The sequence below is a fragment of the Bradyrhizobium sp. LeoB3 genome (genome assembly GCF_055456055.1).
Genome location: NZ_JBVBEF010000007.1, coordinates 90,455 through 115,070, shown reverse-complemented (window position 1 = coordinate 115,070; position 24,616 = coordinate 90,455). Strand labels below are relative to the sequence as shown.

At 63.5% G+C, this 24,616-nt stretch carries 25 protein-coding genes; 14 read left to right on the top strand and 11 right to left on the bottom strand.

What is annotated here, in order from left to right; all coding sequences use genetic code 11:
* Positions 1 to 5: 5 nt before the first annotated feature.
* The 7 genes from ACZXDY_RS08520 (at position 6) to ACZXDY_RS08490 (ending at position 7,243) form a co-directional block, all read left to right on the top strand.
* Entirely contained in the window at positions 6 to 989 is a 984-nt protein-coding gene (locus ACZXDY_RS08520) for an ABC transporter substrate-binding protein (protein ID WP_464345170.1), read from the top strand.
* Between the two features lie 92 nt (positions 990 to 1,081).
* Positions 1,082 to 1,609 (top strand): amidase family protein, encoded by a 528-nt coding sequence (locus tag ACZXDY_RS08515; RefSeq protein ID WP_464345169.1) that lies wholly within the window; start codon positions 1,082 to 1,084, stop codon positions 1,607 to 1,609.
* Positions 1,534 to 2,397, top strand: a complete 864-nt coding sequence (locus ACZXDY_RS08510; RefSeq protein WP_464345168.1) for an amidase family protein — start codon at positions 1,534 to 1,536, stop codon at positions 2,395 to 2,397. Before ACZXDY_RS08515 ends, ACZXDY_RS08510 begins: the two co-directional genes overlap by 76 nt.
* An 833-nt stretch (positions 2,398 to 3,230) precedes the next feature.
* On the top strand, positions 3,231 to 5,033 hold the full coding sequence (gene gcl, locus ACZXDY_RS08505; RefSeq protein WP_464345167.1) for a glyoxylate carboligase: 1,803 nt from the start codon (positions 3,231 to 3,233) through the stop codon (positions 5,031 to 5,033).
* An 11-nt stretch (positions 5,034 to 5,044) separates the two neighbouring features.
* Entirely contained in the window at positions 5,045 to 5,830 is a 786-nt protein-coding gene (hyi, locus tag ACZXDY_RS08500; RefSeq protein WP_464345166.1) for a hydroxypyruvate isomerase, read from the top strand.
* A 20-nt stretch (positions 5,831 to 5,850) separates the two neighbouring features.
* Complete coding sequence (locus tag ACZXDY_RS08495) at positions 5,851 to 6,738, top strand: 2-hydroxy-3-oxopropionate reductase (protein WP_464345165.1); 888 nt, start codon at positions 5,851 to 5,853, stop codon at positions 6,736 to 6,738.
* A 118-nt stretch (positions 6,739 to 6,856) separates the two neighbouring features.
* Positions 6,857 to 7,243 carry a DUF1236 domain-containing protein gene (locus ACZXDY_RS08490; protein WP_208820394.1) on the top strand — a complete coding sequence of 129 codons (387 nt, stop codon included), beginning with the start codon at positions 6,857 to 6,859 and terminating at the stop codon, positions 7,241 to 7,243.
* 62 nt (positions 7,244 to 7,305) lie between these two features.
* Here the strand turns inward: ACZXDY_RS08490 and ACZXDY_RS08485 are convergent, their stop codons facing one another.
* Positions 7,306 to 7,920 carry a thiamine pyrophosphate-dependent enzyme gene (locus ACZXDY_RS08485; protein WP_464345164.1) on the bottom strand — a complete coding sequence of 205 codons (615 nt, stop codon included), beginning with the start codon at positions 7,918 to 7,920 and terminating at the stop codon, positions 7,306 to 7,308.
* Between the two features lie 8 nt (positions 7,921 to 7,928).
* Positions 7,929 to 8,486 carry a thiamine pyrophosphate-binding protein gene (locus ACZXDY_RS08480; protein WP_464345163.1) on the bottom strand — a complete coding sequence of 186 codons (558 nt, stop codon included), beginning with the start codon at positions 8,484 to 8,486 and terminating at the stop codon, positions 7,929 to 7,931.
* A gap of 295 nt (positions 8,487 to 8,781) precedes the next feature.
* On the opposite strand from ACZXDY_RS08480, the gene ACZXDY_RS08475 reads away from it, so the two are divergent.
* Both ACZXDY_RS08475 and ACZXDY_RS08470 read left to right on the top strand, forming a co-directional pair.
* Positions 8,782 to 9,831 (top strand): hydroxyacid dehydrogenase, encoded by a 1,050-nt coding sequence (locus tag ACZXDY_RS08475; protein WP_464345162.1) that lies wholly within the window; start codon positions 8,782 to 8,784, stop codon positions 9,829 to 9,831.
* Between the two features lie 190 nt (positions 9,832 to 10,021).
* On the top strand, positions 10,022 to 10,234 hold the full coding sequence (locus tag ACZXDY_RS08470; RefSeq protein ID WP_028167419.1) for a hypothetical protein: 213 nt from the start codon (positions 10,022 to 10,024) through the stop codon (positions 10,232 to 10,234).
* A gap of 18 nt (positions 10,235 to 10,252) precedes the next feature.
* Here the strand turns inward: ACZXDY_RS08470 and ACZXDY_RS08465 are convergent, their stop codons facing one another.
* A complete protein-coding gene (locus ACZXDY_RS08465) occupies positions 10,253 to 11,257 on the bottom strand; it encodes an AraC family transcriptional regulator (RefSeq protein ID WP_464345161.1) in 1,005 nt (334 codons plus the stop codon).
* Between the two features lie 254 nt (positions 11,258 to 11,511).
* Between ACZXDY_RS08465 and ACZXDY_RS08460 the strand changes: the two genes are divergently transcribed.
* Both ACZXDY_RS08460 and ACZXDY_RS08455 read left to right on the top strand, forming a co-directional pair.
* Positions 11,512 to 11,961, top strand: a complete 450-nt coding sequence (locus ACZXDY_RS08460) for a cupin domain-containing protein (RefSeq protein ID WP_130229872.1) — start codon at positions 11,512 to 11,514, stop codon at positions 11,959 to 11,961.
* Between the two features lie 117 nt (positions 11,962 to 12,078).
* The gene (locus ACZXDY_RS08455) at positions 12,079 to 13,572 is read left to right on the top strand and encodes a flavin-containing monooxygenase (RefSeq protein WP_464345160.1); all 1,494 of its coding nucleotides are present in this window, start codon (positions 12,079 to 12,081) and stop codon (positions 13,570 to 13,572) included.
* On the opposite strand, the gene ACZXDY_RS08450 is transcribed toward ACZXDY_RS08455, so the two are convergent.
* Genes ACZXDY_RS08450 through ACZXDY_RS08440 form a run of 3 tightly spaced genes read right to left on the bottom strand, consistent with a single transcriptional unit; the run spans position 13,557 to position 17,011 of the window.
* Positions 13,557 to 15,200, bottom strand: coding sequence for an ABC transporter ATP-binding protein (locus ACZXDY_RS08450; RefSeq protein ID WP_464345159.1), 1,644 nt, complete (start codon positions 15,198 to 15,200; stop codon positions 13,557 to 13,559). The genes ACZXDY_RS08455 and ACZXDY_RS08450 overlap by 16 nt on opposite strands.
* A 3-nt stretch (positions 15,201 to 15,203) precedes the next feature.
* Positions 15,204 to 16,043, bottom strand: coding sequence for an ABC transporter permease (locus ACZXDY_RS08445; protein ID WP_028167424.1), 840 nt, complete (start codon positions 16,041 to 16,043; stop codon positions 15,204 to 15,206).
* Positions 16,040 to 17,011, bottom strand: a complete 972-nt coding sequence (locus ACZXDY_RS08440) for an ABC transporter permease (protein WP_028167425.1) — start codon at positions 17,009 to 17,011, stop codon at positions 16,040 to 16,042. Before ACZXDY_RS08440 ends, ACZXDY_RS08445 begins: the two co-directional genes overlap by 4 nt.
* A 225-nt stretch (positions 17,012 to 17,236) precedes the next feature.
* Between ACZXDY_RS08440 and ACZXDY_RS08435 the strand changes: the two genes are divergently transcribed.
* On the top strand, positions 17,237 to 18,262 hold the full coding sequence (locus ACZXDY_RS08435; protein WP_464345158.1) for a histone deacetylase family protein: 1,026 nt from the start codon (positions 17,237 to 17,239) through the stop codon (positions 18,260 to 18,262).
* Between the two features lie 363 nt (positions 18,263 to 18,625).
* On the opposite strand, the gene ACZXDY_RS08430 is transcribed toward ACZXDY_RS08435, so the two are convergent.
* A complete protein-coding gene (locus ACZXDY_RS08430) occupies positions 18,626 to 19,261 on the bottom strand; it encodes a TetR/AcrR family transcriptional regulator (protein WP_028167427.1) in 636 nt (211 codons plus the stop codon).
* 173 nt (positions 19,262 to 19,434) lie between these two features.
* On the opposite strand from ACZXDY_RS08430, the gene ACZXDY_RS08425 reads away from it, so the two are divergent.
* Positions 19,435 to 19,644 carry a ferredoxin gene (locus tag ACZXDY_RS08425; protein WP_027577791.1) on the top strand — a complete coding sequence of 70 codons (210 nt, stop codon included), beginning with the start codon at positions 19,435 to 19,437 and terminating at the stop codon, positions 19,642 to 19,644.
* 68 nt (positions 19,645 to 19,712) lie between these two features.
* Positions 19,713 to 20,930 carry a cytochrome P450 gene (locus ACZXDY_RS08420; RefSeq protein WP_464345157.1) on the top strand — a complete coding sequence of 406 codons (1,218 nt, stop codon included), beginning with the start codon at positions 19,713 to 19,715 and terminating at the stop codon, positions 20,928 to 20,930.
* A gap of 111 nt (positions 20,931 to 21,041) precedes the next feature.
* On the opposite strand, the gene ACZXDY_RS08415 is transcribed toward ACZXDY_RS08420, so the two are convergent.
* The 4 genes from ACZXDY_RS08415 to fixL form a co-directional block, all read right to left on the bottom strand.
* Complete coding sequence (locus ACZXDY_RS08415; protein ID WP_028167430.1) at positions 21,042 to 21,740, bottom strand: helix-turn-helix domain-containing protein; 699 nt, start codon at positions 21,738 to 21,740, stop codon at positions 21,042 to 21,044.
* Between the two features lie 105 nt (positions 21,741 to 21,845).
* A complete protein-coding gene (locus tag ACZXDY_RS08410; protein ID WP_464345156.1) occupies positions 21,846 to 22,241 on the bottom strand; it encodes a response regulator in 396 nt (131 codons plus the stop codon).
* An 87-nt stretch (positions 22,242 to 22,328) separates the two neighbouring features.
* The gene (gene fixJ / locus ACZXDY_RS08405) at positions 22,329 to 22,946 is read right to left on the bottom strand and encodes a response regulator FixJ (RefSeq protein ID WP_464345155.1); all 618 of its coding nucleotides are present in this window, start codon (positions 22,944 to 22,946) and stop codon (positions 22,329 to 22,331) included.
* Positions 22,936 to 24,465, bottom strand: a complete 1,530-nt coding sequence (gene fixL / locus ACZXDY_RS08400) for a sensor protein FixL (protein WP_028167433.1) — start codon at positions 24,463 to 24,465, stop codon at positions 22,936 to 22,938. The genes fixJ and fixL overlap by 11 nt, the downstream gene beginning before the upstream one ends.
* Positions 24,466 to 24,616 lie beyond the last annotated feature (151 nt).

The window sequence follows — 24,616 nt, the reverse complement described above, 5'->3', positions numbered from 1 at the left end:
CTAAAATGAGACGGCGAATTCCGAAATTGAGCACTCTTTCCGTTGCCCTCGCTCTTGCGCTCGGCATAGCCGCCGCAGGGCCGGCTTCCGCCGAGATGAAGAAGGCGACCATTTCTCAGGCGTTTCAATCGCTGCTATACCTGCCACTCTACGTCGGCATGAACGAGGGCTTTTTCGAGAAGCAGGGGCTTGATCTCAACAAGGAGAGCGCCGGTTCCGGAAGCGTTGCTCTCTCGGCCGTGATCTCCAAGAGTGCGCAATTCTCGCTTCATGGACCCGAATGGACAGCCATCGCTGCGTCCAAGGGCGCCCCGGTGAACACGATCGCCAACGTCGTGAATGGCGCCGCGGTATGGATCGCCGCCACGCCCGACTTCAAGTTCGACAGTGTGAAAGATCTCAAGGGACAGAAGATCGTGACTGGCCTGATGCCGACCACCAGCACCTCGCTGTTCATCAAGCTGCTGAAGGAAAACGGCATGGACGCCAGCAAGGACGTGGAGATGATCCAGGTTCCGCTCGGCACCGAGCCCGGCCCCTTCGTTGCCGGCCAGGCCAAAGTGGCGGTCATGTACGAGCCCGGCCTCGACCAGGTGGTGGCCAAGGGCATGAAGGTGGTGGTCGGCTTCCCGAAACTGTACGGCGCCTATGCCTTCTCTACCATCACCGCGCGCAACGATGTCGATCCGGACCTTGCGCAGCGGCTGACCAATGGCCTCGAAATGGCGGTGCGTTTCATGCACAAGAACCAGGCGCGCACGGTGGAAATCGCTCAGAAGGAATTCCCGAATCTTGAGCCTGCCGTGGTGGAAGCGGCGGTGAAGCGCATGCTTGCCGACAACGTTTACCCCACCAGTGTCGATATCACGCCCGACGCGCTGAAGCTTGCGCTCGAGACGCAGATCGCGCTCGGCAATCTCGCCGCCCAGCCTGACTACAAGACCTTCGTTCCAAGAACCTATATCGAAAAGGCGATATCCACGAACTGAGCTTTGCCGATCTTCGTCACCGCGGCTTCGGGCTGAACCCGGAGCCGTTTGCCTTTAGACCTTTCTCACCTCGGTTACAGGTCCATCCGGAAATGAACTTCGCGCAAGACCACTCTGGGGTCCTCGAAATCGTCCGCATGATCGCGGGGGGCTCGGCACAAGCGCAGAACCTGATTGCGGCCAGCCACGCGCGCGCCGCGGCTGTCGAACCCGATCTTCGCGCCTTCGCTTATTTGCCGTCCAAACCGCCGATCGTTTCAGCGGGAAATGGACCACTTGCAGGCGTCGCAATAGGCGTGAAAGATCTCATAGACACGGCCGATATGCCGACCACCTATGGCTCGCCGGTGTATGCGGATCACCAGCCGAATGAGGATGCCTGGGTGGTCAGCCGCCTGAAAGATCTCTCGGCAACAGTTCTCGGCAAGACGGTCACCACCGAATTCGCGTGGCGCGAACCCGGCCCCACCCGCAACCCGTGGAATCCAGGCATACGCCCGGCGGTTCATCGTCCGGCTCTGCGGCAGCCGTTGCGAGCGGCTCGGTGCAAGCGGCGCTGGGCACGCAGACGCTGGGTTCGATCCTGCGACCTGCCGCCTATTGTGGTGTGGTGGGACTGAAACCCAGCTTTGGCACCATCAGCCTGCAGGGCGTCCATCCGCTCTCTCAGTCCCTGGACCACCTCGGCCTGTTCGCCCGCAGTGTGGATGACGCCGCGTATCTGCTGGCGCTGCTGGCCGGCGGCCCCAGTGCTTCTCCGCAGGCGCCGTTCCAGATTTCTCCTGAAGGCGTCGATCCTTTTCCCGCGCCGCGGATAGCGTGGCTTCGTCCGGCGGCAACGCCGCCCTTGGACGAAAGCCAAAGCACGTTGCTCGCGCAAGTGGCCATTCTCTTCAGAGATGCCGGAGCGATCGTCGAGCCGTTTGCGTTGCCTGCGGAGTTCGAGCAACTGCCGGCGCTCTCCGCTACGCTCTGCGGCGCGGAGGGGGCGGCGAATTTCGGTGATCTGGTCACACGTTTCCCGGACAAGACCAGCGCCCGGCTTCACGCCCTTGTCGAACGCGGCGCGCCGATTTCCGCGGCGGAGTATATTTCCGCCCGCGCCAAGCAGCTTGCGCTGCGCGCCGAATTTACCCGCGCGCTCGCAGGTTTTGACGCTGTTCTCACGACCGCAGCAACTGGCGAAGCGCCGGAAGGATTGTCTGATACCGGCGACCCTGGCCTGTGCGTGCCTTGGACAACTCTCGGGGTTCCGGCGATCGCATTGCCCGCTGGGATCGGGTCGAACGGCCTGCCCATGGGCATCCAGCTTGTCGCGCCATTCGGCGAAAACCTGAAGCTGCTACGGATCGCCAAATGGTGCGAAACCTCGCTCGCTATCAAGAACGGGGGCCAGCGAAGCGAATAGATGCGGTGGTTGGAAGGCGGTATTCGCTTTTGAGTTTGACTTCAGCGCTCTTAAATCACCGTCGTCGAACGAACGAGCTCCCGGCCGGGAGCAAGTAATCTGATGCTCGTCGGTTGCTACTTTTGCTGAATACGGCTCAGATAATCGATAACAGCGAGGATGCGTGTGCGTACGACGACATCCGGGCTTTGCTGCGGCCCGGCCATCTTCCAGTAAGATGGATCAACATAGTGAGGCAAGTTGACAATGGGATTGAATCGTTCCCCCAAATTGGCATTTCGCGAGTGCCGTGAGCGGGAACTGTTTTCGATCCATATATGGTTTCATAAACAGCGGTCGTGGGAAAGACCCCGTTCTTGTTGTTGGCCAACATCGTCAAATCGGAAGGCGGTACCTTGAGCTGCTCGCTGACAGGTCCTTTGCCCTTTCCATCCGCACCATGACAGCTCGCGCTCGAAGACTCAAATTCTGACTTGCCGATGTCTCCAGCCCGAGCTGCGCCAGCAAACCCAGCGGTAAGGCTGGCAATCATCAACCACTTCAGGCAACTGATGATCATATCTTCCCCCCGCCTGCGGTCTTCGGGTAAATCTTACTAGCCTACTTGGGTTTGGTTGGGTTTGATCCAGCTCAAGTTTGGCTATCGTCATTGCGAGTGAAACGATCCGTCTTTCCGCTGCTGTCGCATGCTTTCATTCCATCGGCGATCCAATCGTTTGATCTGGCGCGGTTTTCGCCGTTCATTCCGTATCGTGGGAAACAAAATCAGCGTCGTTGAGATCGTCGAGCGCTCCCGCGATCATCGCGCCGATGCAACATCAGCGAGGCGCGAGATGGCGAAGATGCGGGCGGTCGATGCGGCGGTGCGTATTCTGGAGAAGGAAGGGGTCAATTGCGCGTTCGGCGTTCCCGGCGCGGCGATCAATCCGCTCTATTCGGCGCTGAAGAAGCGCGGCTCGATCCGGCATATCCTCGCGCGCCACGTCGAAGGCGCCTCCCACATGGCGGAGGGCTATACCCGCGCCAAACGCGGCAATATCGGCGTCTGCATCGGCACGTCGGGGCCGGCGGGCACCGATATGATCACCGGGCTTTATTCGGCGATCGCCGATTCCATTCCAATCCTCTGCATTACCGGACAGGCGCCGCGGGCGCGGCTCTACAAGGAAGATTTCCAGGCCATCGATATCGAGTCGATCGCAAAGCCGGTGACGAAATGGGCGGTCACGGTGCGCGAGCCGGGCCTCGTGCCGCGCGTGTTCAGCCAGGCGTTTCACCTGATGCGCTCGGGGCGTCCGGGTCCCGTGCTGATCGATCTGCCGCTCGACGTGCAGCTCGCCGAGATCGAATTCGACGATGAGACCTATGCGCCGCTGCCGGTCTACAAGCCGACCGCGACGCGCGCGCAGATCGAGCGCGCGCTGGAAATGCTGAACATGGCCGAGCGGCCGCTGATCGTGGCCGGCGGCGGCGTTATCAACGCTGATGCATCCGAACTGCTGGTGAATTTCGCGGAGACCATTAACGTGCCGGTGGTGCCGACGCTGATGGGCTGGGGCGCAATTCCCGACGATCACGTGTTGATGGCCGGGATGGTCGGGCTGCAGACCAGCCACCGCTACGGCAATGCCACCATGCTGCAATCGGATTTCGTGCTCGGCATCGGCAACCGCTGGGCCAACCGGCACACCGGCTCGATTGAGACCTACACCAAGGGCCGCACCTTCGTGCATGTCGACATCGAGCCGACCCAGATCGGCCGCGTGTTCAACCCGGACCTTGGCATCGTCTCCGACGCCAAGGCAGCGCTTGAGCTGTTCGTGAGCGTTGCGAAGGAATGGCGGAAAGCCGGAAAGCTCCGCGAGCGGCAGGCGTGGCCGGCCTCATGCCAGGACCGCAAGCGCACGATGCTGCGCAGGAGCCACTTCGATGATCTGCCGATCAAGCCGCAGCGCGTTTATCAGGAGATGAACCGCACCTTCGGCCGCGACACCTGCTACGTCACCGTGATCGGACTGTCGCAGATCGCCGGCGCGCAATTCCTGCGTGTCTATCACCCGCGCAACTGGATCAATGCCGGGCAAGCGGGGCCTCTGGGCTGGACACTGCCTGCCGCGCTCGGCGTGCGCGCCGCTGATCCGGAGCGCGAGATCGTCGCGCTCTCGGGCGATTATGATTTCCAGTTCCTGATCGAGGAGCTCGCGGTCGGCGCGCAATTCAAATTGCCGTACATCCATGTCGTCGTGAACAATTCCTATCTCGGCCTGATCCGCCAGGCGCAGCGCGGCTTCGACATGGACTACCAGGTGCAATTGTCGTTCGAGAACATCAACGCGCCGGAGATCGGCTCTTACGGCGTCGACCATGTCGCGGTCGCCGAAGGCCTCGGTTGCAAGGCGATCCGCGTCACCGATCCGAATGATGCGCAGGCGGCGTTTGCGACCGCGCAGGAATGGATGGCGAAGTATCGGGTGCCGGTCGTGGTCGAGTTCATCCTGGAGCGCGTCACCAATATTTCGATGGGGACCGAGATCGACAACGTCGTGGAATTCGAGGAACTGCTCGATCTGCCGCTGGACGAGGTGCCGCCGCGCGTTGACGCACGTCAGCCCGGCAAATTGTTGTCGGCCGAGTAAGGAGTTTGATTGTGCCGAAATTTGCTGCCAATCTCACGATGCTTTTCGGGGAATTGCCGTTCCTGGAGCGCTTCGCCGCCGCCAAAGCCGCCGGTTTTAATGGCGTCGAATATCTGTTCCCCTATGACTTCGATAGAGCCGAGCTGCGCGAGCAGCTTGATAAGCACGGGTTGATCCAGGTCCTGCACAATCTCCCCGCCGGCGATTGGGCGACAGGCGAGCGCGGCATCGCGATCTTTTCCGATCGTGTCGAGGAGTTCCGCGACGGTGTCTTCCGCGCCATTGATTACGCCAAGGCGCTCGATTGCCGGCAATTGAACTGCCTGGTCGGTATCGCACCACGCGACGCCGATCCGCTCGAATTGAACGAGGTGCTGGTCAAGAATCTGCGCTTTGCCGCCAACGCGCTCGCCAAGGAGCAAATCAAGCTCCTGGTCGAGCCGATCAACACGCTCGATATCCCCGGCTTCTTCCTGAACCGCACCGAGCAGGCGGCGCAGCTCATCGCCGACGTCGGCTCGAGCAATCTCTTCATCCAGTATGATATCTACCACATGCAGGTGATGGAGGGTGACATCGGCCGTACCGTGCAAAAACACCTGGCGCGCATCGCGCATATTCAGCTCGCTGACAATCCCGGCCGCAACGAGCCGGGCACCGGTGAGATCAACTACCCCTTCCTGTTCCGTCATCTCGACGCGATTGGTTATCGCGGCTGGGTCGGATGCGAATACAAGCCGCGGACGACGACCGTTGACGGCCTCGGCTGGCACGCGGCGCTCACGCTCGTCACCTGATTTGGAGGGGGAATATCGCAATGGCAAAGATTGGATTCATCGGCCTCGGCACCATGGGACGTCCGATGGTGGGTCACCTTCAAGAAGCCGGCCATCGCCTGTTTCTGCATGACGTCGGGCCGATCCCGCCGGAGCTGGTCTCGGGCGGCGGTGTCGTCTGCAAATCGGGCAGAGACGTCGCCCAGGAAGCGGAAGCCGTCATCATCATGGTGCCGGATACGCCGCATGTGGAGGCGGTGCTGTTCGGTCCCGGCGGGGTCGCCGAAGGACTGTCGAAAGGCAAAATCGTCGTCGACATGAGCTCGATCTCGCCGCTTGCGACGAAGGAATTCGCGAAGAAGATCGAGGCGCTCGGCGCAGACTATCTCGATGCGCCGGTGTCCGGTGGCGAGGTCGGCGCCAAGGCGGCGAGCCTGACCATCATGGTGGGCGGGCCGGAGGCTGCGTTCAACACGATGAAGCCGGTGTTCGAGAAGATGGGCAAGAACATCACGCGGGTCGGCGGCAACGGTGACGGACAGACCACCAAGGTCGCCAACCAGATCATCGTCGCTCTGACGATCGAGGCGGTCGGTGAAGCGTTGCTGTTTGCTTCGAAAGCCGGTGCCGACCCCGCGCTGGTGCGGCAGGCGCTGATGGGCGGCTTCGCGTCGTCGCGGATTCTGGAAGTGCATGGTGATCGCATGGTGAAGCGCAATTTCGATCCGGGCTTTCGTATCGAATTGCATCAGAAGGATCTCAACCTTGCGCTCGAAGGCGCTCGCGCGCTTGGACTTTCGCTGCCGAGCACGGCGATTGCGCAGCAACTGTTCAGTTCCTGCACCGCGCACGGCGGCAAGGCGTGGGATCATTCGGCGATGGTGCGGGCGCTCGAGCTGTTGGGAGATCACGAGATCGGCGCGGCCTGATACGCAAGTCGGGAACCGCCGAATGCCACATCGGTTCTCCGGGTCCGCCACCATGGAACCGGAACAACTATCGGGCAGGATGGTTGAAGCGCATCGTCAATTTCACTGGAGGAGAATGATGACGAAGCGTGTTGCCATCTCTGTCATTGCCGCGTCGCTGCTTGCGTCCGGCGCGGCGTTCGCGCAATCCACCACGGTGGAAGGCGCGGCGAATGGCGCCCGCGCGGGCGGCGAAATCGCAGGTCCCGTGGGCGAGATCGTCGGTGGCACCGTGGGGGCTGCGGTCGGCGCCGGATTGGAAATTCCGAACGCCGTGATCACCTCGATCCCGCGCGACGAGCCGTCGGTCGTGGTGCGTGAGCGCGTCGTGGTCGGCGAGCCGCTGCCGTCCACCGTCGAATTGCGTACGGTGCCGCGGCATACGGAGTATCGCTACGCCATCGTCAATGACCGCCGGGTGATCGTCGAGCCGCGTACCCGCAGGGTGGTCAAGATCATCGATTAATGAAGACCGACACGCGCCTTGATCCTCGCAGGCGTCTTGCCTGCGGGGATTGTCTTGTACGTTTACAGCGGTTGCCGCACGCCGAGGCCGAGCATGAAGCGTTCCCTGATCTGCACGGGATCGCGGCGGGTCGCGCCGGTGCCAGGCTTGTCGTCGATGCGCACGCCGATCAATGTCGGGCCGTCCGAGGCGAGCGACTGATCGATCAGGCGCTCGAAGTCATCCTCATCGGCGGCCCAGGAGCTGTTCGGAAGACCGCTCGCCACCGCGATGGCGACAAGATCGGAGGCCGCCGCTGCTGGCGTTGGCTGCGCGCCGGTGATCTGGTAGATGCCGTTGTCCATCACGACCATGGTGAGGTTCTTCGGCGCCAGCGTGGCGATCGTCGAGAGAGAGCCGAGCTGCATCAGGAGCGAGCCGTCTCCCTCCAGCGCGAACACGCGCCGCTCGGGTTGCGCCAGCGCCACCCCTAGCGCGATCGGAAATGCGAGCCCCATGCTTCCCAGCATGTAAAAGTTCTGCGGGCGATAGCCGGCGGCCCATAGGTCGAAATTGGTGTTGCCGATGCCGCCGACCACAGCCTCTTCGTTCCTCAGCTTTTCCACAAGGCGCGAGGTGAGATCGAACCGGTTCATCACCTTGGTGTTGCGGGTAGTCGTCTTGCTTGGCGTGTTCATGGGACCGCTCACTTGTCAAAGACCTTGCCGCCGGTGAGCAGCGGGGAGAGGATCAGCGCCACCGGCGCCTGCGTGGCGATGGCCTGCTTGATGGAGCGGTCGACGATGAACTCGAACTCGTCGAGCCGGGTTGCCGTGTGATGCTCCATCGCAAGCGAGTCGAGCACCGGCCGCATGGTGCGGCAGACCAGCGCCTGACCATAGTTGAATTCGCCGAGCGTGCCGCGCTCGGAGACGAACATGATCACCGGGATCTGGTAGGGGATCGCGAGCGAGGCCAGGACATTCGCAAGCGTCGCAAAACCGGAGGTCTGCATCAGCACCGCACTGCGCACGCCGCCCATCCAGGCACCGGAGACGATTCCGACCGCTTCCTCCTCGCGCGCGGTGGGAAACGTCGTGAAGAAGGGATCGGCGTGCAGGTTCTTGATCAGCGGCGTCAGCACGCGGTCCGGCACATAGGGCACGAGCCGAACCTCGTTTCGCTTGAGCGTCTGCAGCACGATGCCGTGCCAGCTCTTCTCCGCTGCGGTCTTGAGCGGGCTTTCATCCTCCGCGAGCGCCATCCTTGCTCTCCCTCACATCCCGCGACGCTGCGGCCGCTTTCTTGCGGCAAAACTTCACCCGACCGGCGCGATTGTCAACATGTCGCAGTCGCAACGTGACCTGCGGTTTCCGCTGGTGCGGACGCCGGTCCGCCATGCGATACAGGCGGCAACGACAATGAGGCGACAGCAGTGGGAGGAATGTCATGGACGATCGGTTCAGGCGAGCCGCCATTGCGGCGGTCATGTCCTCCACCGCCGTGTCCGGCCAAGCCCGTTCGTATTCCAGGACCCGAACTGAAAGTTGCAGAAGGACATGACCGCCAACAACAAGCGCGTCTTCTACGTCAAATACCTCGCCCACAACATCTATGCGGAAATCCTCAAGGGCCGCCCCGACGTGCGGCTGGACCGCCTGGAGAATGAGAGCCCCGATGAGGTCGCGGCACCCATCCTCGAAGCGGCGCATGCCTACCAGATCGGCGCGGCGCGCGACGAGCTGGCCAGGCACTTCCATGTCGACCAGGATCTGCTCCGCCGTACGCCGAACCTCCTGATCGTCTCCTCCAACGGGGCGGGTTTCGATCCCGTCGACGTCGACGCCTGCACCGCGGCGGGCGTGCTGGTGGTCAATCAATCCGGCGGCAACGCCAATTCCGTCGCCGAGCACGCGCTGGGGATGCTGCTCACTTTGTCGAAGCGCATCATCGAATCCGACCGCGTGCTGCGGCGCCAGCGGGACGTCAACCGCAATGCCCTGATCGGCAACGAGGCGCAGGGCAAGACCATCGGCATCATCGGTCTCGGCAATGTCGGTCGCCGGATCGCCGAGCTCTGCAGGGGGCTCCTGCACATGAAGGTGATCGCCTACGATCCCTATCTGACCGCCGAGGAGATGGGCAAGCGGGGAGGCGAGAAGGTCGAGCTGGACGAGCTCCTGCGCCGTGCCGACTATGTCTCGGTCAGTTGCCCGCTGACGAAGGAGAGCCGCGGCATGATCGGCGGGCGCGAATTCGCGCTGATGCAGCCGCACGCGTTCTTCATCACCACAGCGCGCGGCTTCATCCACGACGAGGACGCGCTGGAGGACGCGCTGCGCAACAAGCGCATCGCCGGCGCCGGCCTCGACGTCTGGGCCAAGGAACCACCGCCGCCGGAGCATCCGCTGCTGCAGTTCGACAATGTGCTTGCCAGTCCGCATACGGCCGGCGTCACCGTGGAGGCGCGCGAGAACATGGGTCGGATCGCCGCCGAGCAGGTCCTTGATGCCCTCGACGGCAAGCGGCCGCCGCGGATTATCAATCCGGAGGTCTGGCCAGTTTACGCCAGGCGGTTTGAGCGGGCGTTCGGGTTCGCGCCGAACTAGGGACGTTGCTGATTGGTCAAATCCACTGCCGAATGCGCAGCCGAGCACGGTACGGAACCGGCGGCGGCTGTCAGGCGACCGGTGTTTAGCAACTCGCGATTGGACCCATCATTCTTGATTTTCCTCAATTCACTTTTCCAGGATGCTATTATTCAAAAAACCGACGCTACCCGTCTAGCAGGAGGCTCCCATGTCACGATTTGTCGTTAGCTTCATGAAGGACGTGCTTGGTGACAATGGTCGCGAACGGGAAGTTTGCCAGAGTTCGCTCGAAATTAATGCCTTGAACGAAGGCGAGGCCGCGGAAATGGCCAAGCAGAAATTCTGCAAGGCGCAGGCGCTGTGTGATTGGTCGCTGCACGCCGACCGCATCCGGATCGACTCGGCAGATTTTCCCTCATAATCATTCGCTCGGTTGAAGTCAGCTCAGGCGCCGCAACGTCGCCGAAGGGCTCTCGCCGAACTTTGCGCGATAAGCACTTGCCATCCGGCTCAGATGGGTGAAGCCAAGATCGAAGGCGATGTCGACGACGCGCTCGTCCGGGCGCGCGTCTTTCAGCCGGCTATTGAGCCGGGCGAGCCGGATGTCCTGCAGCATCGCTGAAACGGTCGTCCCGAAATGACGGCGAAAGCCGAGCTGTAATGCGCGAATGCCGATGCCCGCGGCATCGGCAAGCTGCATGAGATCGAGCGGCTCATCGGCCTGGGCCTCGAGCCAGGCGCGCGCCCGCTTCAGCGCTGCCGGCTGCGTCTCGAGGCGGCCTTCGAAGACGGCGATCGCCCGGCTCAAACTATGATGCTGGCCGTTGAGCAGCGCGCTCAGCAATCGTTCCCGCCAATCGGCTGCTGCCAGCGGTGACAGGCGCTTTGTCGGACCAAGATGCTCGGCGAGATCGACGAGATCGCAGATTCCTGCCTGAAGCGCATGTCCAAACTGTGTGGTGAGGTCGACCGATGGATCGAACTCCACCGCTCTCGCTGCCGTGCCTGCCAGCGCAGCCGCGCGATGTTCCACCAGCTTTCGGTCGAGCAGCAGGATGAGCTGGGCGCAATCCTGTCGCCACGTCATCTGCGTCGGCATGGTCGGCGACAGCAGCGATGCCGCAGCGCCACGCGCAGTCATCACCTCGCGCGCCGCTGTCCGTATCTCCGCGCAACCCTGCAGCGGGATCTGCAACAGGAAAAACCGATCGAGACAGCCGGGATCGATCGAGACCGATCCGCCATAGGCGACATAGTTCACCGAAAACCCGTCGAAGGCTGCGCAGTTGTGCTGGGCGCTGAAGTCATTCTCGAAATGGCCGATCGGCTTCAATTCATGCGGGCAGAAAATCCGTCCGATCGCCTCGGCGGCGTCATCGACACTGGCGGTCGAGACGCGGGCGAAATCCGCGAGCCGCATGTTGGCCAAGGCACCTGCATTCATCGCAACCGCCGCGGAGTTGCTTGAGGTTTAAAATATTGGGAGCCTAATGCATCTCTCGGCGCGGGGAAACGCGGTTTCGGCGCGCGGCGTGCCCGATCGTTATGCGGGCCCTTGCCGTGCGCTTGGGCAACGGCAGCTCTTCCTGCAGCGCAACATGAGCGTCGGGGCCGCGGGATTCGTTTATCGGCTAGACAAGCTGCCACTCCGACGACAGCCTCACGGGCGCGGTGCAGTCCAGACAGGGAGGTGGCGGAATGGGTGCGCTCGAGAAAGGCATTACGCGGAACGGCACGGGTTACGGCGGCAAGACCTGGAATATTCTGGGCCAGGTCTATTTTCCCAAGGCGGTCACCGACTCGACCTTCGCATTCGAGACCAACAGCGATCCCGGCCAGTACGTGCCGGTGCACATCCATCCGACCCAGGACGAGTTCATCCTGGTGCAGGAGGGCACGCTCGACCTCAAGCTGGACGGCGTCTGGGTGAAGGCGGAGGCCGGCGACCTCGTGCGCATGCCGCGCGGCATCCCCCACGGCTATTTCAACAAGTCGGACAAGCCGGCGCGCGCGCTGTTCTGGGTCTCGCCGATGCAGAAGCTGGAGGCGCTGTTCGACAAACTGCACAATCTGCAGGACCCAGCCGAGGTGGTGCGCATCTCCGCCGAGCACGAGGTGAATTTCCTGCCGCCGGAAGCCAACGACTGACCTTGACCCGGTAGCGGGCCCAACGTCGGAAGCAGTGGAATTGCCGGGATCGTGTCCGGCGATGACAATGGCGTGCGCGTACACTCGAACGGGATGGTGATTTTCCGGAGCATCCACATGGTGAAGCAGAAGCATGTTTGCATCATCGGCGCCGGCGTTTCCGGGCTTGCCGCAGCCAAGGCGTTTTCCGAACGAGGACACAGGGTGACCATCGTCGAGCGCAGCGGCGATCTTGGCGGCGTCTGGGAGCCGGCGCGGTCCTATCCCGAGGTCCAGACCCAGAGCCCGAAGGATCTCTATCGCTACACCGACAAGGCGATGCCGGACTCCTATCCGGAATGGCCGAAGGGGCCGCAGGTCCACGCTTACTTGCGCGACTACGCGCGCGAGCATGGGCTGGACGATGCCCTGCGCTTCAACATCACCGTCGTGGCGATGGATCGCCGCGCCGACGGCAAGCCGGGCTGGACCCTCACGCTTCGCACCAGGGACGGCAGCGTGAGCAATGAGGGTTTTGACTTCGTCGCAGTCTGCACCGGCCAGTTCAACCAGCCGCAAACCCTCAGCCTTCCCGGCGAGGATGCGTTCAAGGCGCAGGGCGGCAAGGTCCTGCACTCTTCGCAATACAACGACGCGGCAATGGCCAAGGGGCGTAGGGTGGTGGTGCTCGGCGGCTCGAAATCGGCGACCGACATTGCCGTCAACGCTGTCAACTCGGGCGCTGCCGAAGTCACCATCGTCTATCGCGAGCCGGTGTGGCGCATTCCCTATTTCGTCGGCGGCTTGGTCAACTTCAAGCGCATCCTCTATATCCGCGCCCAGGAAGAGATGTTCCCGGGCTGGGGCATCGGCCCGCTGTCGCGGCTCGCGCATGGGCTGGCCAGGCCGCTGGTGTGGGCGAACTGGCGCGGGCTCGAGAGCCTTCTAAAGGTCCAGCTCAAGCTGAAGCAATGTGACATGGTGCCGAAGCAGCCGATCGAGGACGGCGTCAATTGTTCGGTGCCGATTGCAACGCCCGGATTCTATCCGATGGTGGCCGATGGCCGCATCAAGGCGATCCGCGGCACCTTCGATCACTATGATGGCGACAGCATCGTGATGAGCGGGGGCGAGCGGGTGGCGGCGGATGTGGCGGTGCTTGCGATCGGCTACAAGCTTGGCGTTCCGTTCCTTGCCGAAAGCTATCGCAGCAAGCTGGTCGAGCCCGACGGGCAGTATCGGCTCTATCGCCTGATCGCCAATCCGGATCTGCCGGATATGGGGTTCGTTGGATTCAATTCCAGCTTCGCCACGGTGCTTTGCGCCGAGCTGGCCGCCAATTGGCTGGTGCGCTACGCCGACGGCCAGCTTGCGCGTCAGCCGACTGCCGCGGAGATGAAGGAGAACATCGCGATGATGCTTCACTTCAAACGCGTCGAACGGCCGGCGGCGGGCGTCTATGGCGGGCTTTGCGTTGCGCCCTATCATTACCGTCACTTCGACGAGCTGCTGGCGGATATCGGAACGACGGTCCGCCGGCGCAATCCGCTCGCCGAAAAATTCACGCCGCCGGATGCCGATGCCTATGCGCGCTTCCTTGCCTCAGCACCGGACTATCACGCGGTGGCATAAGGACGGGCAGGCTCCTCGCTCGGTGATGTCCGGCCGGGCACGGCGGCGAGCAGCTCGCGCGTGTAGGGATGCTCGGGCGCCGCGAACAGCGCGGCCGCAGGCCTGAGCTCCACGATCTCGCCCCGTTGCATCACCGCGATGCGGTCGCAGATTTGCGCGGCGACGCGCAGATCGTGGGTGATGAACAGCATCGATAGCCCGAGCCGCGCCTTGAGGTCTTCGAGCAGATTGAGGACCTGCGCCTGCACGGAGACGTCGAGCGCGGAGACCGCTTCGTCCGCGACCAGGATTTCCGGCTCGAGCGCCAGCGCGCGGGCGATGCCGATGCGCTGGCGCTGGCCGCCGGAGAATTCGTGCGGAAAACGCTCCATCGCATTGGCATTGAGGCCGACCATGCCGAGCAGATCGCGAGCGCGCTGCCGCGCCGCATCAGGATCGGTGCCATGTGCGATCGGCCCATCCGCGATGATGTTGCCGACCTTGCGGCGCGGATTGAGCGAGGCAAAGGGATCCTGGAAGATCATCTGGATGCGGCTGCGCTCCTTGCGCAGCTCCTTGCCGCTGATCGCGGTGAAGTCGGTGTCGCCGAGACGGACCGTGCCCTGGTCCGGCTCGATCAGGCGCATGACGAGGCGCGCGACCGAGGATTTTCCGGAACCGGATTCCCCGACCAGGCCGAGCGTCTCGCCCTGCAGGATGTTGAAGTTGACAGCTTTGGCTGCCTGCACGCGGCGCTCCGGCTGGAACCAGCCGCCACCGGAGACATAGGTCTTGTCGAGGCCGATAACCTCGACCGCCTTGGGACGGTCGACGAGGGGAGCGCGTTGCGGAGGTTCCATCGATGGCACTGCAGCAAGCAGTGCGCGTGTGTAGGGATGCTGCGGACGTTGCAGCACGGCATCGGCCGAACCCTGTTCGACCACCTTGCCGTGCTGAAGCACGACCACGCGGTCGGCGATATCGGCGACGACGCCGAAATCATGGGTGATGAACATCACTGCCATGTTGCGGCGGCGCTGCAGGTCGCGGATCAGTTTCAAAATCTGCGCCTGCGTGGTGACGTCGAGCGCGGTGGTCGGTTCGTCCGCGACCAGCACCGCCGGCTCGAGCGCGAGCGCCATCGCGATCATCGCGCGCTGACGCTGGCCGCCGGACAATTGGTGCGGATAGGCGCGCACGGTGCGTTCGGGATCGGGCAGGCCGACCTCGCGCAAGAGGTTGAGCGCCTTCTGCCGGCGCTGCTTCGGCGTCAGCAGATTGTGCGCTTCGAACATCTCGGCGATCTGATCGCCGATCCGCATCAACGGATTGAGCGCCGTCATCGGCTCCTGGAACACCATGGCGATGTGCCGGCCGCGCAGGCCGAGCCATTGGTCGTCGTCGAGCCGCAGCAGGTTCTGCCTCTCGAACAGGATCTCGCCGGCCTCGCGGCCGATCGTGTCGGGAAGGAGGCCCATCAACGCGTGGGCGCACATCGATTTGCCGGAGCCGGACTCGCCGACCACGCAAAGGATCTTGCCGGGGACGAGATCAAGCGACACGCCGTCGACAGCGTAGGCGCGGTCGGCGCCGGGCGGCAGTGCCAGCTTGAGGTCCTTAATGACGACGACGGCTTTGCTCTCGGACATTGCTCAGCGCCCATCCTTGTTGAGGCGCGGATTGAGCGCGTCGTTGAGGCCTTCGCCGATCAGGTTCAGCGCCAGCACCGAAACCAGGATCGCGATGCCGGGAAACACCGTGATCCACCAGGCCTGCCGGATCACGGTGCGGCCGGCGCCGACCATGTAGCCCCACGACATCAGGTTGGGATCGCCGAGGCCGAGGAACGAGAGCGAGGACTCCAGCAGGATTGCGGTCGCCACCATCAGCGAGGCCAGCACGATGACGGGCGAAAGCGCGTTGGGCAGGATCTCGCGCCAGATGATCCAGCTATGGGTCTGGCCGGTGACGATCGCGGCCTGCACATATTCGCGGGTGCGCAGCGACAGCACTTCGCCGCGCACCAGCCGCGCCACCGGCGGCCAGCTCACGATCGCGATCGCCAGCACGATCGAAACGATCGATGGTTGCATGATCGCCACCAGCACGATCGCGAGCGCGAAGCTCGGCACGGTCTGGAAGAACTCGGTGAAGCGCATCAGGGCATCGCCGATCCGGCCGCCGAAATAGCCGGCGAGGGCGCCGACGGGAATACCGACGGCAAGCGCAGCGAGCGTCGAGACCAGACCGACCAATAGCGAGACGCGCGCGCCATAGATGATGCCCGCGAACACATCGCGGCCGAGCGCGTCGGTGCCGAGCGGCAGGCCTGATATCGTGAACGGCGGCAGGAACGGCCGCTGCACCATGCGCCAGGGTGAATTCGGGAAGATCATCGGCCCGAACAGCGCGACCGCGATCGCGATCAGGAGAATGATCGAGCCGATCAATCCGCCGGGATTGCGCAGCAATAGCTTCCAGAACCGCTTCATGCCGCAACCTCGATGCGCGGATCGACCGAGCGGTAGATCAGATCGGTGATCAGGTTGAACGCCAGCACCATCGCCGAGCAGACGACGAAGACGCCGAGCAAGAGGTTATAGTCGCGCTGCAGCAGCGCCTCGTACATCAGCCGGCCGATGCCGGGCCAGGCAAACACGGTCTCGGTCAGCACGGCGCCACCGACCAGCGTGCCCGCCTGCAGGCCCGCAAGTGTCACCACCGGCAGCAACGCGTTGCGCAGGACGTGGCGGCGCTGGATCACCGCGTCACGCAAGCCCTTGGCGCGCGCGGTCTTGACGAAATCGAGCCGCTTCACCTCCAGCATCGAGGCGCGCGTCATGCGGGTGTATGTGGCCATGAAGAACAGGCCGATCGTCATCGCTGGCAGGATCAGGTGCGCACCGACGTCGAGCACATGAGCGAAACCGGTGTAGTTGGCGCCCACCGTCTCGTAGCCGAAGCTCGGCAGCCAATCCATCGCAACCGAGAACAACAGGATCGCCATCAGCGCCACCCAGAACAGCGGCGTGGCGTAGAAGATCAGCGCCATTATCGTGATCGCGGTATCGGCCCAACTGCCTGCGCGGCGCGCTGCCAGGGTTCCAAACAGCACGCCTGATAGCAGCGAGATCGCAAACGCCGTGCCGGTCAGCAGCAGCGTTGCCGGTAGTCGCTCCAGGATCAATTGCGACACCGGCGCTTGCTGGCGGAAGGAGAAACCGAGGTCCAGCGTGGCGATGCCCTTCACATATCGATAGAGCTGCACGGGCAATGGCTGATCGAGCCCGAATTTCTCGCGGAGCTGCGCGACGAAGAGTTGATCGCTGGCGCCGGCTTCGCCGGCCATCACCACCGCGGGGTCGCCGGGCGCCAGGCGGATCAGGAAGAAGTTCAAGACGACGATCGCAAGCAGCACGACGATCGCCTTCATAATTCGTTGCGCGATGAATCCGAGCATCGGAACCTTTCAGCTCGTTCGGGAGATGACACAGCCGTGTGCCAAGGAGGCGGTCATCGCTGTGGATTCAACGGGTCTGACCTGGAGGGGCAAGGTTAAACTCTCGGCAGTCGGCGCTTAAGGAATGAACAGCAGCATGGAGATCCTTTTCGCAACCGGGGCGCTTTGCGATTCCAGCGGTTCTATGCAAGGGATGTTCCTGTCGCCAATGATGGGAGCCTGTTCGTGAAGGCCGTCTATACCGAACTGCATCGCAGCCATGATCCGCAATTCTTCCTGGTCCGCGGCGTCGTCAAGCGCACCACCGAACAGCCCGAGCGCGCCGACCGTCTGCTGGCGGGATTGAAGGCGGGCAAGCATCAGCTGGTCGAGCCGACCGTGTTCGGGCAGGGGCCGCGGGCGCGGGTGCATAGCGCCGAATATCTGAGCTTCCTCGCGGAAGCCTGGGACGCCTGGTCGGCGCTTGGCGATGCAGGGCCCGAAATGATCGGCAATATCCATCCGGTACGAAATGCCGCAACGTATCCGACCCACATCATCGGCCGGCTTGGCTGGCACACGGCCGACACTGCCGCACCGATCGGTCCCGGCACCTGGGCCGCCGCTTGTGCTGCGACCGACGTCGCAGCGACCGCCGCGCAGATGGTGATGGAGGGCGAAGACGCCGTCTACGCGCTGTGCCGTCCGCCCGGTCATCACGCCTATCGCGATATCGCCGGTGGCTTCTGCTTCCTCAACAACAGCGCGGTTGCGGCCGCGCATCTGCGGCTGAAACATGAGCGCGTCGCCATCCTCGACGTCGATGTCCATCACGGCAATGGCACGCAGGGCATCTTCTACGAGCGAGGTGATGTGCTGACGGTGTCGATCCATGCCGATCCGGTCGCCTTCTATCCGTTCGTTTGGGGCTATGCGCATGAACGCGGTGCCGGTCCCGGGCTAGGCACCAATCTCAACATCCCGCTGCCGATCGGAACCGGCGACGACGGCTACCTCGCGGCACTTGCGACGGCGCAGAAGACGATCGAGGCCTTCGCGCCCGGCGCGCTTGTCATTGCCCTCGGTCTCGATGCCTCCGAGCACGATCCGCTGGCCGGGCTTGCCGTCACCACGGAAGGATTCCGCCGCATCGGCGCCGCGATCGCGCGGATCGGCCTGCCCACCGTGTTCGTGCAGGAAGGCGGCTATCTCTCCGACATCCTCGGCGACAATCTGACCGCGGTGCTCGGCGGGTTTGAAGCGGCGAGGTGAGGGAAGTGCCGTAGGGTGGGCAAAGCGAAGCGTGCCCACCATCAAGCATCGCGCTCGTGACGGTGGGCACGCTTGCGCCTGTGCTTGTTCGAGCACCGGTGAATGTGGTCCGCTTTGCCCACCCTACGGCACCTGCGCGCTCGGCATGCTCTCTCGACGTCATTGCGAGCGAAGCGAAGCAATCCATAGCGCGGCAAGCGGAGGCATGGATTGCTTCGGCGCGCTCGCATGACGGAGGCCGTCATTCCGGGGCGATGCGTTAGCATCGAGCCCGGAATCGATCCAACCGCAGAGTACGCCGCCTAATGGATTCCGGGTTCGCGCTTTGCGCGCCCCGGAATGACGAGGAGAGATATCTCTAAACTAGCGGCCTCTTTCCGCCGCCTTGATCGCGAGCGTGAGGCTCAGCTTGATCTGCGCGACCATGTCGTCGAGTAGTTCTTCGCGCGTGGTTTCGGCCAGCTGGCCGGTGAGCAGGCCTTGCTCGGCGAGCATGACGACGCCGTGCAGCGCGGCCCAGATCTGCAGCGCGTGGCGCTCGCGCAGGAGGGCGACCGCCGGCGACTCCAGCGCTTCGAGCAGCAGACCGAATGTCTCCATCGCAGCGCTGTGCAGCTCGCTGTCCTTTGGCGAGCAGGCCATCACGCGCGAGGCGAACATCAGGCGGTAGATGCCGTGGCGGCGCTGGCCGAAGGCGAGGGCGGCTTGCGCGAAGCGCGAGATTTTTGTCCGCTTCGACGGTCCGTCGATGGCGTCGCGCAGCATCGTGTTGAATTGGCGAAACGCTTCCGCCGCGACGGCCGTCAGCAGCGCCTCGCGGTCGGCGAAATGCCGGTAGGGTGCGGGCTGCGAGACGCGGAGCTTCTTGGCGAGGGCGCTGATGCTGATGGCTTCGGGGCCGCCGAGTTCCGCTTCCCGCAGTGCAGCGTGCACCAGGGCGTCGCGGAGATCGCCATGGTGATAGGCATTCTGTGGCTTGCGGGCGAGGCGTGTTCCCATCCTAATGTGATAGGCTATAACTTTTCGCTTGACAGCACAACCGGACCGCGAATGTAATAGCTCTAATTTGAGACGTGGCCGAAGCAAGCCGCGTCCGCCGAGAAGCCGAGGAAACGCCAGTCCGCGCATCGAGCCACGGGCATCGATGCCGCGCGCGGCAGAGGGAAGCGCCCATGTCCGGAAAGCTGAAGATCCACGTCGACCAGGACAGGTGCCAGGGACACGCGCGCTGCAAGGCCCTCGCGCCCGAACTGTTCGACCTCGACGAATACGGCAATGCGCATGAGCACGGCGAAGGCCGTGTGCCTGAAGGCCTCGAGGACAAGGCCTATCTTGCCCAGACCAACTGCCCCGAATTCGCGATCGAAGTCATCGAGGAGTGAGGCGCGCGGTCGAACCGCCACCTTGATCCACACTTGATCTGAACGAACAAAGCGGAAGGAAACTGCCGATGTCCGATTCCGTCAGCATGATGCCCGAACACCCGCCGGTGACCGACTGGATCCGTGATTTCGACCACACCGATCCGGCCTGGACCGAGAATCCATTTCCGATCTGGGAGCAGTTGCGTGCAGCCTCGCCGGTCGTTCACACCGAGCGCTTCCTCGGCTGCTATATGCCGACCACCTATGAGGCGGTAAAGCAGGTCGCCTACGACACCGAGCATTTTTCGTCCCGTCGCATCATCGTGCGCGACGTGCGGCCGGAGGTCACGCAGCCGGCGCCGCCGATCACCTCCGATCCACCCGAACATAAGCCGGCCAAGCAGTTGCTGCTGCCGCCGTTCACGCCCGACGCGATGAAGAAGCTCGAGCCCCGGGTCCGCGCGATCTGCAACGAGCTGATCGACGAGTTCATCGACGACGGAAAATGCGACGCCGCCGAGCGCTACACGAAGCATATTCCGGTGCGCGCCATCGCCCATATGCTGGGTATACCCGAGAAGGATGGCGACCTCTTCATCAAGTGGATCCACGAAATCCTCGAGCTCGGCATCAAGGATCAGGACATCTTGATGCGCGCGCTCCACGAGATGAGTGCGTATTTCGCGGGCCATATCGCCGAACGCAAGGGCAAGCCGACCGACGATCTGATCACGACGCTGATGAACGCGCGCGACAAGGACGGCAAGCCATTGTCGGACGCCCATGTGCTTGGCTCGCTGCGACTGCTCCTGGTCGCCGGCATCGATACCACCTGGAGCGCGATCGGCTCCTCGCTCTGGCACCTCGCGAAGACGCCCGCGGATCGCGAGCGGCTGGTTGCTCAGCCGGAATTGTTGCCGACTGCGATCGAGGAGTTCCTGCGCGCCTATTCCCCGGTGACGATGGCGCGCGAAGTGGTGAAGGAGACCACGGTCAGCGGCTGCCCCGTCAAGCCCGGCAACATGGTGTTGTTGTCCTTCCCCGCCGCCAATCGCGATCCTGCGATGTTCGCGGACGCCGACAAGGTCGTGATCGATCGCAAGGAGAATCGTCACGCCGCCTTCGGCCTCGGCATCCATCGCTGCGTCGGCTCGAACCTCGCGCGCATGGAGATGATGGTCGCGATCGAGGAATGGCTGAAGCGGATTCCCGACTTCCGGCTCGATCCGGCCGGCAAGGTGGCGTGGTCGCAAGGCACCGTCCGCGGCCCCCGCGCGCTGCCGCTTTTGTTCGGTGCGGGCTGAAGACTGCGTAGCCCGGGTGGAGCGACAGCGTAACCCGGGACACCTCCATCCACGTCTACCAGCGACCCCGGGTTGCGCTTCGCTTCACCCGGGCTACGGACCTGCGCCGGATCAGACGTCCATGTTGCGCAGGCGCTGGCGGTTGCGCAGCACGATCTGGCGCGCGCCGGAGAAGCCGAGCACGCCTTCGTCGTTCAGTTGCGACAGCGCGCGGGAGACCGTCTCCAGTGTCAGTCCGAGATAATCCCCGATGTCGCGGCGACACATCGGCAGCGCCAGCATGCCCATGCCGGCGACAGCAAGGCGGCGATCCATTTCCAGCAGGAAATTGGCGACCCGCTCCATGGCGCTCTTGCGCCCGAGCAGAAGCATGTGCTCTTCGGCGTGCTTGAGATCACCAGCCGTCATGGTCCAGAGCTTGTGGGCGACCTGGACGTCGGTGCCGGCGGCCTGTTCCAGGCTGCGGCGCTTCACCAGACGCACCGTGGTGTCGATGATGGCTTCCGCCGCCAGCCGGTGCTTGGCGCCGGACTCGAGCCCGAAGACGTCGCCGGGCAGGTGAAACGCGCCGATCTGGCGCCGTCCGTCGGAGAGCAGCTTGTAGGTGCGGACCGCGCCGCGGACCACTTGGTAAACGTATTCCGCTGGCTCATCCTCGCCGTAGATTTCCTCATCCTTCCGGTAGGTGAATTCGGTCGCGATCAGGCCGGCATGTCCGGCCAGGCCGCAAAATGGCTCGGTAGGCGCAGGGCCGCCCGGGACAGGCCGGTTGATATTGAGGGAAGCGGTGGCGGGCGACTGGGTGAGCATTGAGCCATCTCCTGTGCAGCGGATGGCTTTTGGTACGCGGAACAAGCGAACTCGGAAATTTCGCTCCATGCCTTAAGGGCAAGCCCCTAAGTACAATTACGGAGGTCAGGCGGCCGGTGGCGGAGCGGTCTTGATCACGTCCCAGATGCGGGTGGACAGACTGTCCTCGACATGCGGCTTGTGCAGCACATGGCGGATGCCGGCGGCCGCGGCCTTGGCCGGAATGGTCGCATCGGGATAGCCGGTGATCAGAATGATCGGCGTGTCGACGTCGCGCTGGCGCAAAATCCCGGCGAGGTCGATGCCGCTCATGTTCGGCATCTTGTAGTCGATGACGAAACAGTCGGCGCCGCCCATGGTCATGGCGTTCAGCAATGCCTCGGCGCTGCGGAAGGTGCGGACATAGAAGCCGTCGGTTTCCAGGAGGAAACGCAGCGAGCCGAGCACGTCGGTATCGTCGTCCACGACGTAGACAAGAGGGGGTCTGGTGGGTGCGGGCATCACGGCTTTTATCCGCCTTCCGGGCCGGCCATCCGGTCCATCAACCTCCGTTTATAAGCCTGTCGATGCCGGCCGGCTTGATTCAGCTCAATCCTTGAGCGCCCCGGCCCGCATGGCCAGGCGGACCAATTCCGAAAGGCTGCTCGCCTGCATCTTGGTCATCACATTGGCCCGGTAAACCTCGATGGTGCGGGGGCTGATATTGTAGTCGCGGGCGATCATCTTGTTGGAAAGCCCGGTCACCAGCCCGTCCATGACCTGCCGCTCGCGCGGGCTGAGCGAGGCGATGCGGGCGGCGACGTCCTGGGTCGCGGCCTCGTCGCGGGCGCCGGCCTCGGCTTGGCGGAGCGCGACGTCAATCATCGCGATCAGCCGGTCGTCCTCGAACGGCTTTTCCATGAAGTCGACCGCGCCGAGCTTCATCGCCTCGACGGCGAGCGGGACATCGCCATGGCCGGTCATGATGATGACCGGGAAAGCTCCGCGGCTTTCCTTGACGCGCTTCAAGAGCTCGATGCCGTCGACGCCGGGCATGCGGATATCTGAGACCACGCAGCCGAACTCGATGGTGGGGAGCGTGTCCAGGAAGGCTTGCGCCGATTCGAACAGGCGCACGTCGAAGTCGGCCGAATCAAGCAGGAATTGCAGCGAATCCCGCATCGCCTCGTCATCGTCAATGACGTAGACATTTCCCCTACGCGCCATCTGTCAAACTCTCGTTCGGTACCGCCGGCAGCGTGAAACGAAAGGTCGCGCCGCCCGCGTCATTGGACTCGGCCCACATCCGCCCGCCATGCGCCTCGATGATCGAGCGGCTGATCGACAGCCCGACGCCCATGCCGGTTTCCTTGGTGGTGAAGAAGGTCTGGAACAGGTTTTTCTCCACGTCGTCAGGAAATCCATGGCCGGTGTCGAACACCGACACTTCGATCATGTCCTCGTCGACCGGCCGGTTCGAGGCGATCAGCTCGCGCCGCTCGGACTGCGCCATCGCCTCCAGCGCATTACGGAACAGATTGACCAGCACCTGCTGGACCTGGACGCGGTCGACCAGCACCAGATCATATCGCGGATCGAGGTTGAAGCGGATCCGCACGTCCTGCTCGCGCGCGCCAGCAAGGCCCAAGGCGCCGGCTTCCTCGACCATCTTCGAGAGACGTTCGACGCGCTTTTCCGACTCGCCGCGGGCAACGAAGTCGCGCAGCCGGCGGATGATCTGCCCGGCGCGGATCGCCTGTTCGGCGGCGCGGTCCAACGCGTTCTCGATCTTGGCGCGGTTCGGGTCATCGCTCGCGCCGAGCAGGCGGCGCGAGCCTTTCATGTAGTTGCTGATGGCGGCGAGCGGCTGGTTGAGCTCGTGGGCGAGCGCGGACGCCATCTCGCCCATTGCGCTGAGGCGCGAGACGTGGACGAGCTCCGACTGCAATTCCTGCAGCCGCGCCTGGGTCTGCTGGTGCTCGGTGAGATCGCGGACAAAGCCGGTGAAATAGGGCACACCGCCGGACTGCATCTCGCCGATCGACAGATGCATCGGGAAGGTGGTGCCGTCCTTACGCTGGCCGGTCACGATGCGGCCGATGCCGATGATGTGGCGCTCGCCGGTCGTAAGGTAGCGTGCCATGTAGCTGTCATGGCGAGAGCGGTCGGGCTCCGGCATCAAGATGCTGACATTCTGTCCGATCGCCTCCTGCTCGGCATATCCGAACTGCCGTTCCGCCGCGCTCGAGAAGAATTGCATGGTACCGCGGCCATCGATGACGATCATCGCGTCGGGGATCGTCTCCAGGATCGACCGCAGGTGCCCTTCGCGCGTGCGCAGGGCTTCCTCATGCCGCTTTTCCTCATCGATGTCGAGCACGATGCCGGAAAGGTGCGCGGACGTCTTGTCCCGCGTCAGGCTGCCGCGGAGCCGCACCCAGCGGTCGCCGTCATCATTCCGGCTCAGCCGGTAGGCGAGGTCGAAGGGCTCGCCGCTTTCGGCCGCGCGTGACATCGCCTGTTCGGTGCGTTCGCGGTCATCGGGCCCGAGCAGCGAGAGGAAGAACTCGTAGCTGATCGGCGCGTTATCGGGAACGCCGAACAGCCTGCGCGCGGTGGTCGACCAGGCGAGCTCCTTGGTCGACAGATCAATATCCCAGCCGCCGATCCCGGCTCCCTCGGCGCCGAGCCGAAAGCGCCGATCGGGGGCGCAGTCATCGGAAGGGGAAGGGTCGAGGCCAGTCAAACGCTTTTCCGGTTCTTCGCCGCCGCGGGGCGGATTCGTACAGTGGTCTGGCAGATTATGGTCCGATTGGCCAGTCCTGCTCAAGGGGAGGAGGGGCTTCGTCCCGCAGTCGCCGTGACCCGCGGCAGGTTCGGTGATTGACTTCGGTCAA

Bases quoted from the DNA above. Each gene is read 5' to 3' on its own strand.
- ACZXDY_RS08520 (WP_464345170.1), top strand. From the start codon at position 6: ATGAGACGGCGAATTCCGAAATTGAGCACTCTTTCCGTTGCCCTCGCT.
- ACZXDY_RS08515 (WP_464345169.1), top strand. From the start codon at position 1,082: ATGAACTTCGCGCAAGACCACTCTGGGGTCCTCGAAATCGTCCGCATG.
- gcl (WP_464345167.1), top strand. From the start codon at position 3,231: ATGGCGAAGATGCGGGCGGTCGATGCGGCGGTGCGTATTCTGGAGAAG.
- ACZXDY_RS08495 (WP_464345165.1), top strand. From the start codon at position 5,851: ATGGCAAAGATTGGATTCATCGGCCTCGGCACCATGGGACGTCCGATG.
- ACZXDY_RS08490 (WP_208820394.1), top strand. From the start codon at position 6,857: ATGACGAAGCGTGTTGCCATCTCTGTCATTGCCGCGTCGCTGCTTGCG.
- ACZXDY_RS08485 (WP_464345164.1), bottom strand. From the start codon at position 7,920: ATGAACACGCCAAGCAAGACGACTACCCGCAACACCAAGGTGATGAAC.
- ACZXDY_RS08480 (WP_464345163.1), bottom strand. From the start codon at position 8,486: ATGGCGCTCGCGGAGGATGAAAGCCCGCTCAAGACCGCAGCGGAGAAG.
- ACZXDY_RS08475 (WP_464345162.1), top strand. From the start codon at position 8,782: ATGACCGCCAACAACAAGCGCGTCTTCTACGTCAAATACCTCGCCCAC.
- ACZXDY_RS08470 (WP_028167419.1), top strand. From the start codon at position 10,022: ATGTCACGATTTGTCGTTAGCTTCATGAAGGACGTGCTTGGTGACAAT.
- ACZXDY_RS08465 (WP_464345161.1), bottom strand. From the start codon at position 11,257: ATGAATGCAGGTGCCTTGGCCAACATGCGGCTCGCGGATTTCGCCCGC.
- ACZXDY_RS08460 (WP_130229872.1), top strand. From the start codon at position 11,512: ATGGGTGCGCTCGAGAAAGGCATTACGCGGAACGGCACGGGTTACGGC.
- ACZXDY_RS08455 (WP_464345160.1), top strand. From the start codon at position 12,079: ATGGTGAAGCAGAAGCATGTTTGCATCATCGGCGCCGGCGTTTCCGGG.
- ACZXDY_RS08450 (WP_464345159.1), bottom strand. From the start codon at position 15,200: ATGTCCGAGAGCAAAGCCGTCGTCGTCATTAAGGACCTCAAGCTGGCA.
- ACZXDY_RS08445 (WP_028167424.1), bottom strand. From the start codon at position 16,043: ATGAAGCGGTTCTGGAAGCTATTGCTGCGCAATCCCGGCGGATTGATC.
- ACZXDY_RS08440 (WP_028167425.1), bottom strand. From the start codon at position 17,011: ATGCTCGGATTCATCGCGCAACGAATTATGAAGGCGATCGTCGTGCTG.
- ACZXDY_RS08430 (WP_028167427.1), bottom strand. From the start codon at position 19,261: ATGGGAACACGCCTCGCCCGCAAGCCACAGAATGCCTATCACCATGGC.
- ACZXDY_RS08425 (WP_027577791.1), top strand. From the start codon at position 19,435: ATGTCCGGAAAGCTGAAGATCCACGTCGACCAGGACAGGTGCCAGGGA.
- ACZXDY_RS08420 (WP_464345157.1), top strand. From the start codon at position 19,713: ATGTCCGATTCCGTCAGCATGATGCCCGAACACCCGCCGGTGACCGAC.
- ACZXDY_RS08415 (WP_028167430.1), bottom strand. From the start codon at position 21,740: ATGCTCACCCAGTCGCCCGCCACCGCTTCCCTCAATATCAACCGGCCT.
- ACZXDY_RS08410 (WP_464345156.1), bottom strand. From the start codon at position 22,241: ATGCCCGCACCCACCAGACCCCCTCTTGTCTACGTCGTGGACGACGAT.
- fixJ (WP_464345155.1), bottom strand. From the start codon at position 22,946: ATGGCGCGTAGGGGAAATGTCTACGTCATTGACGATGACGAGGCGATG.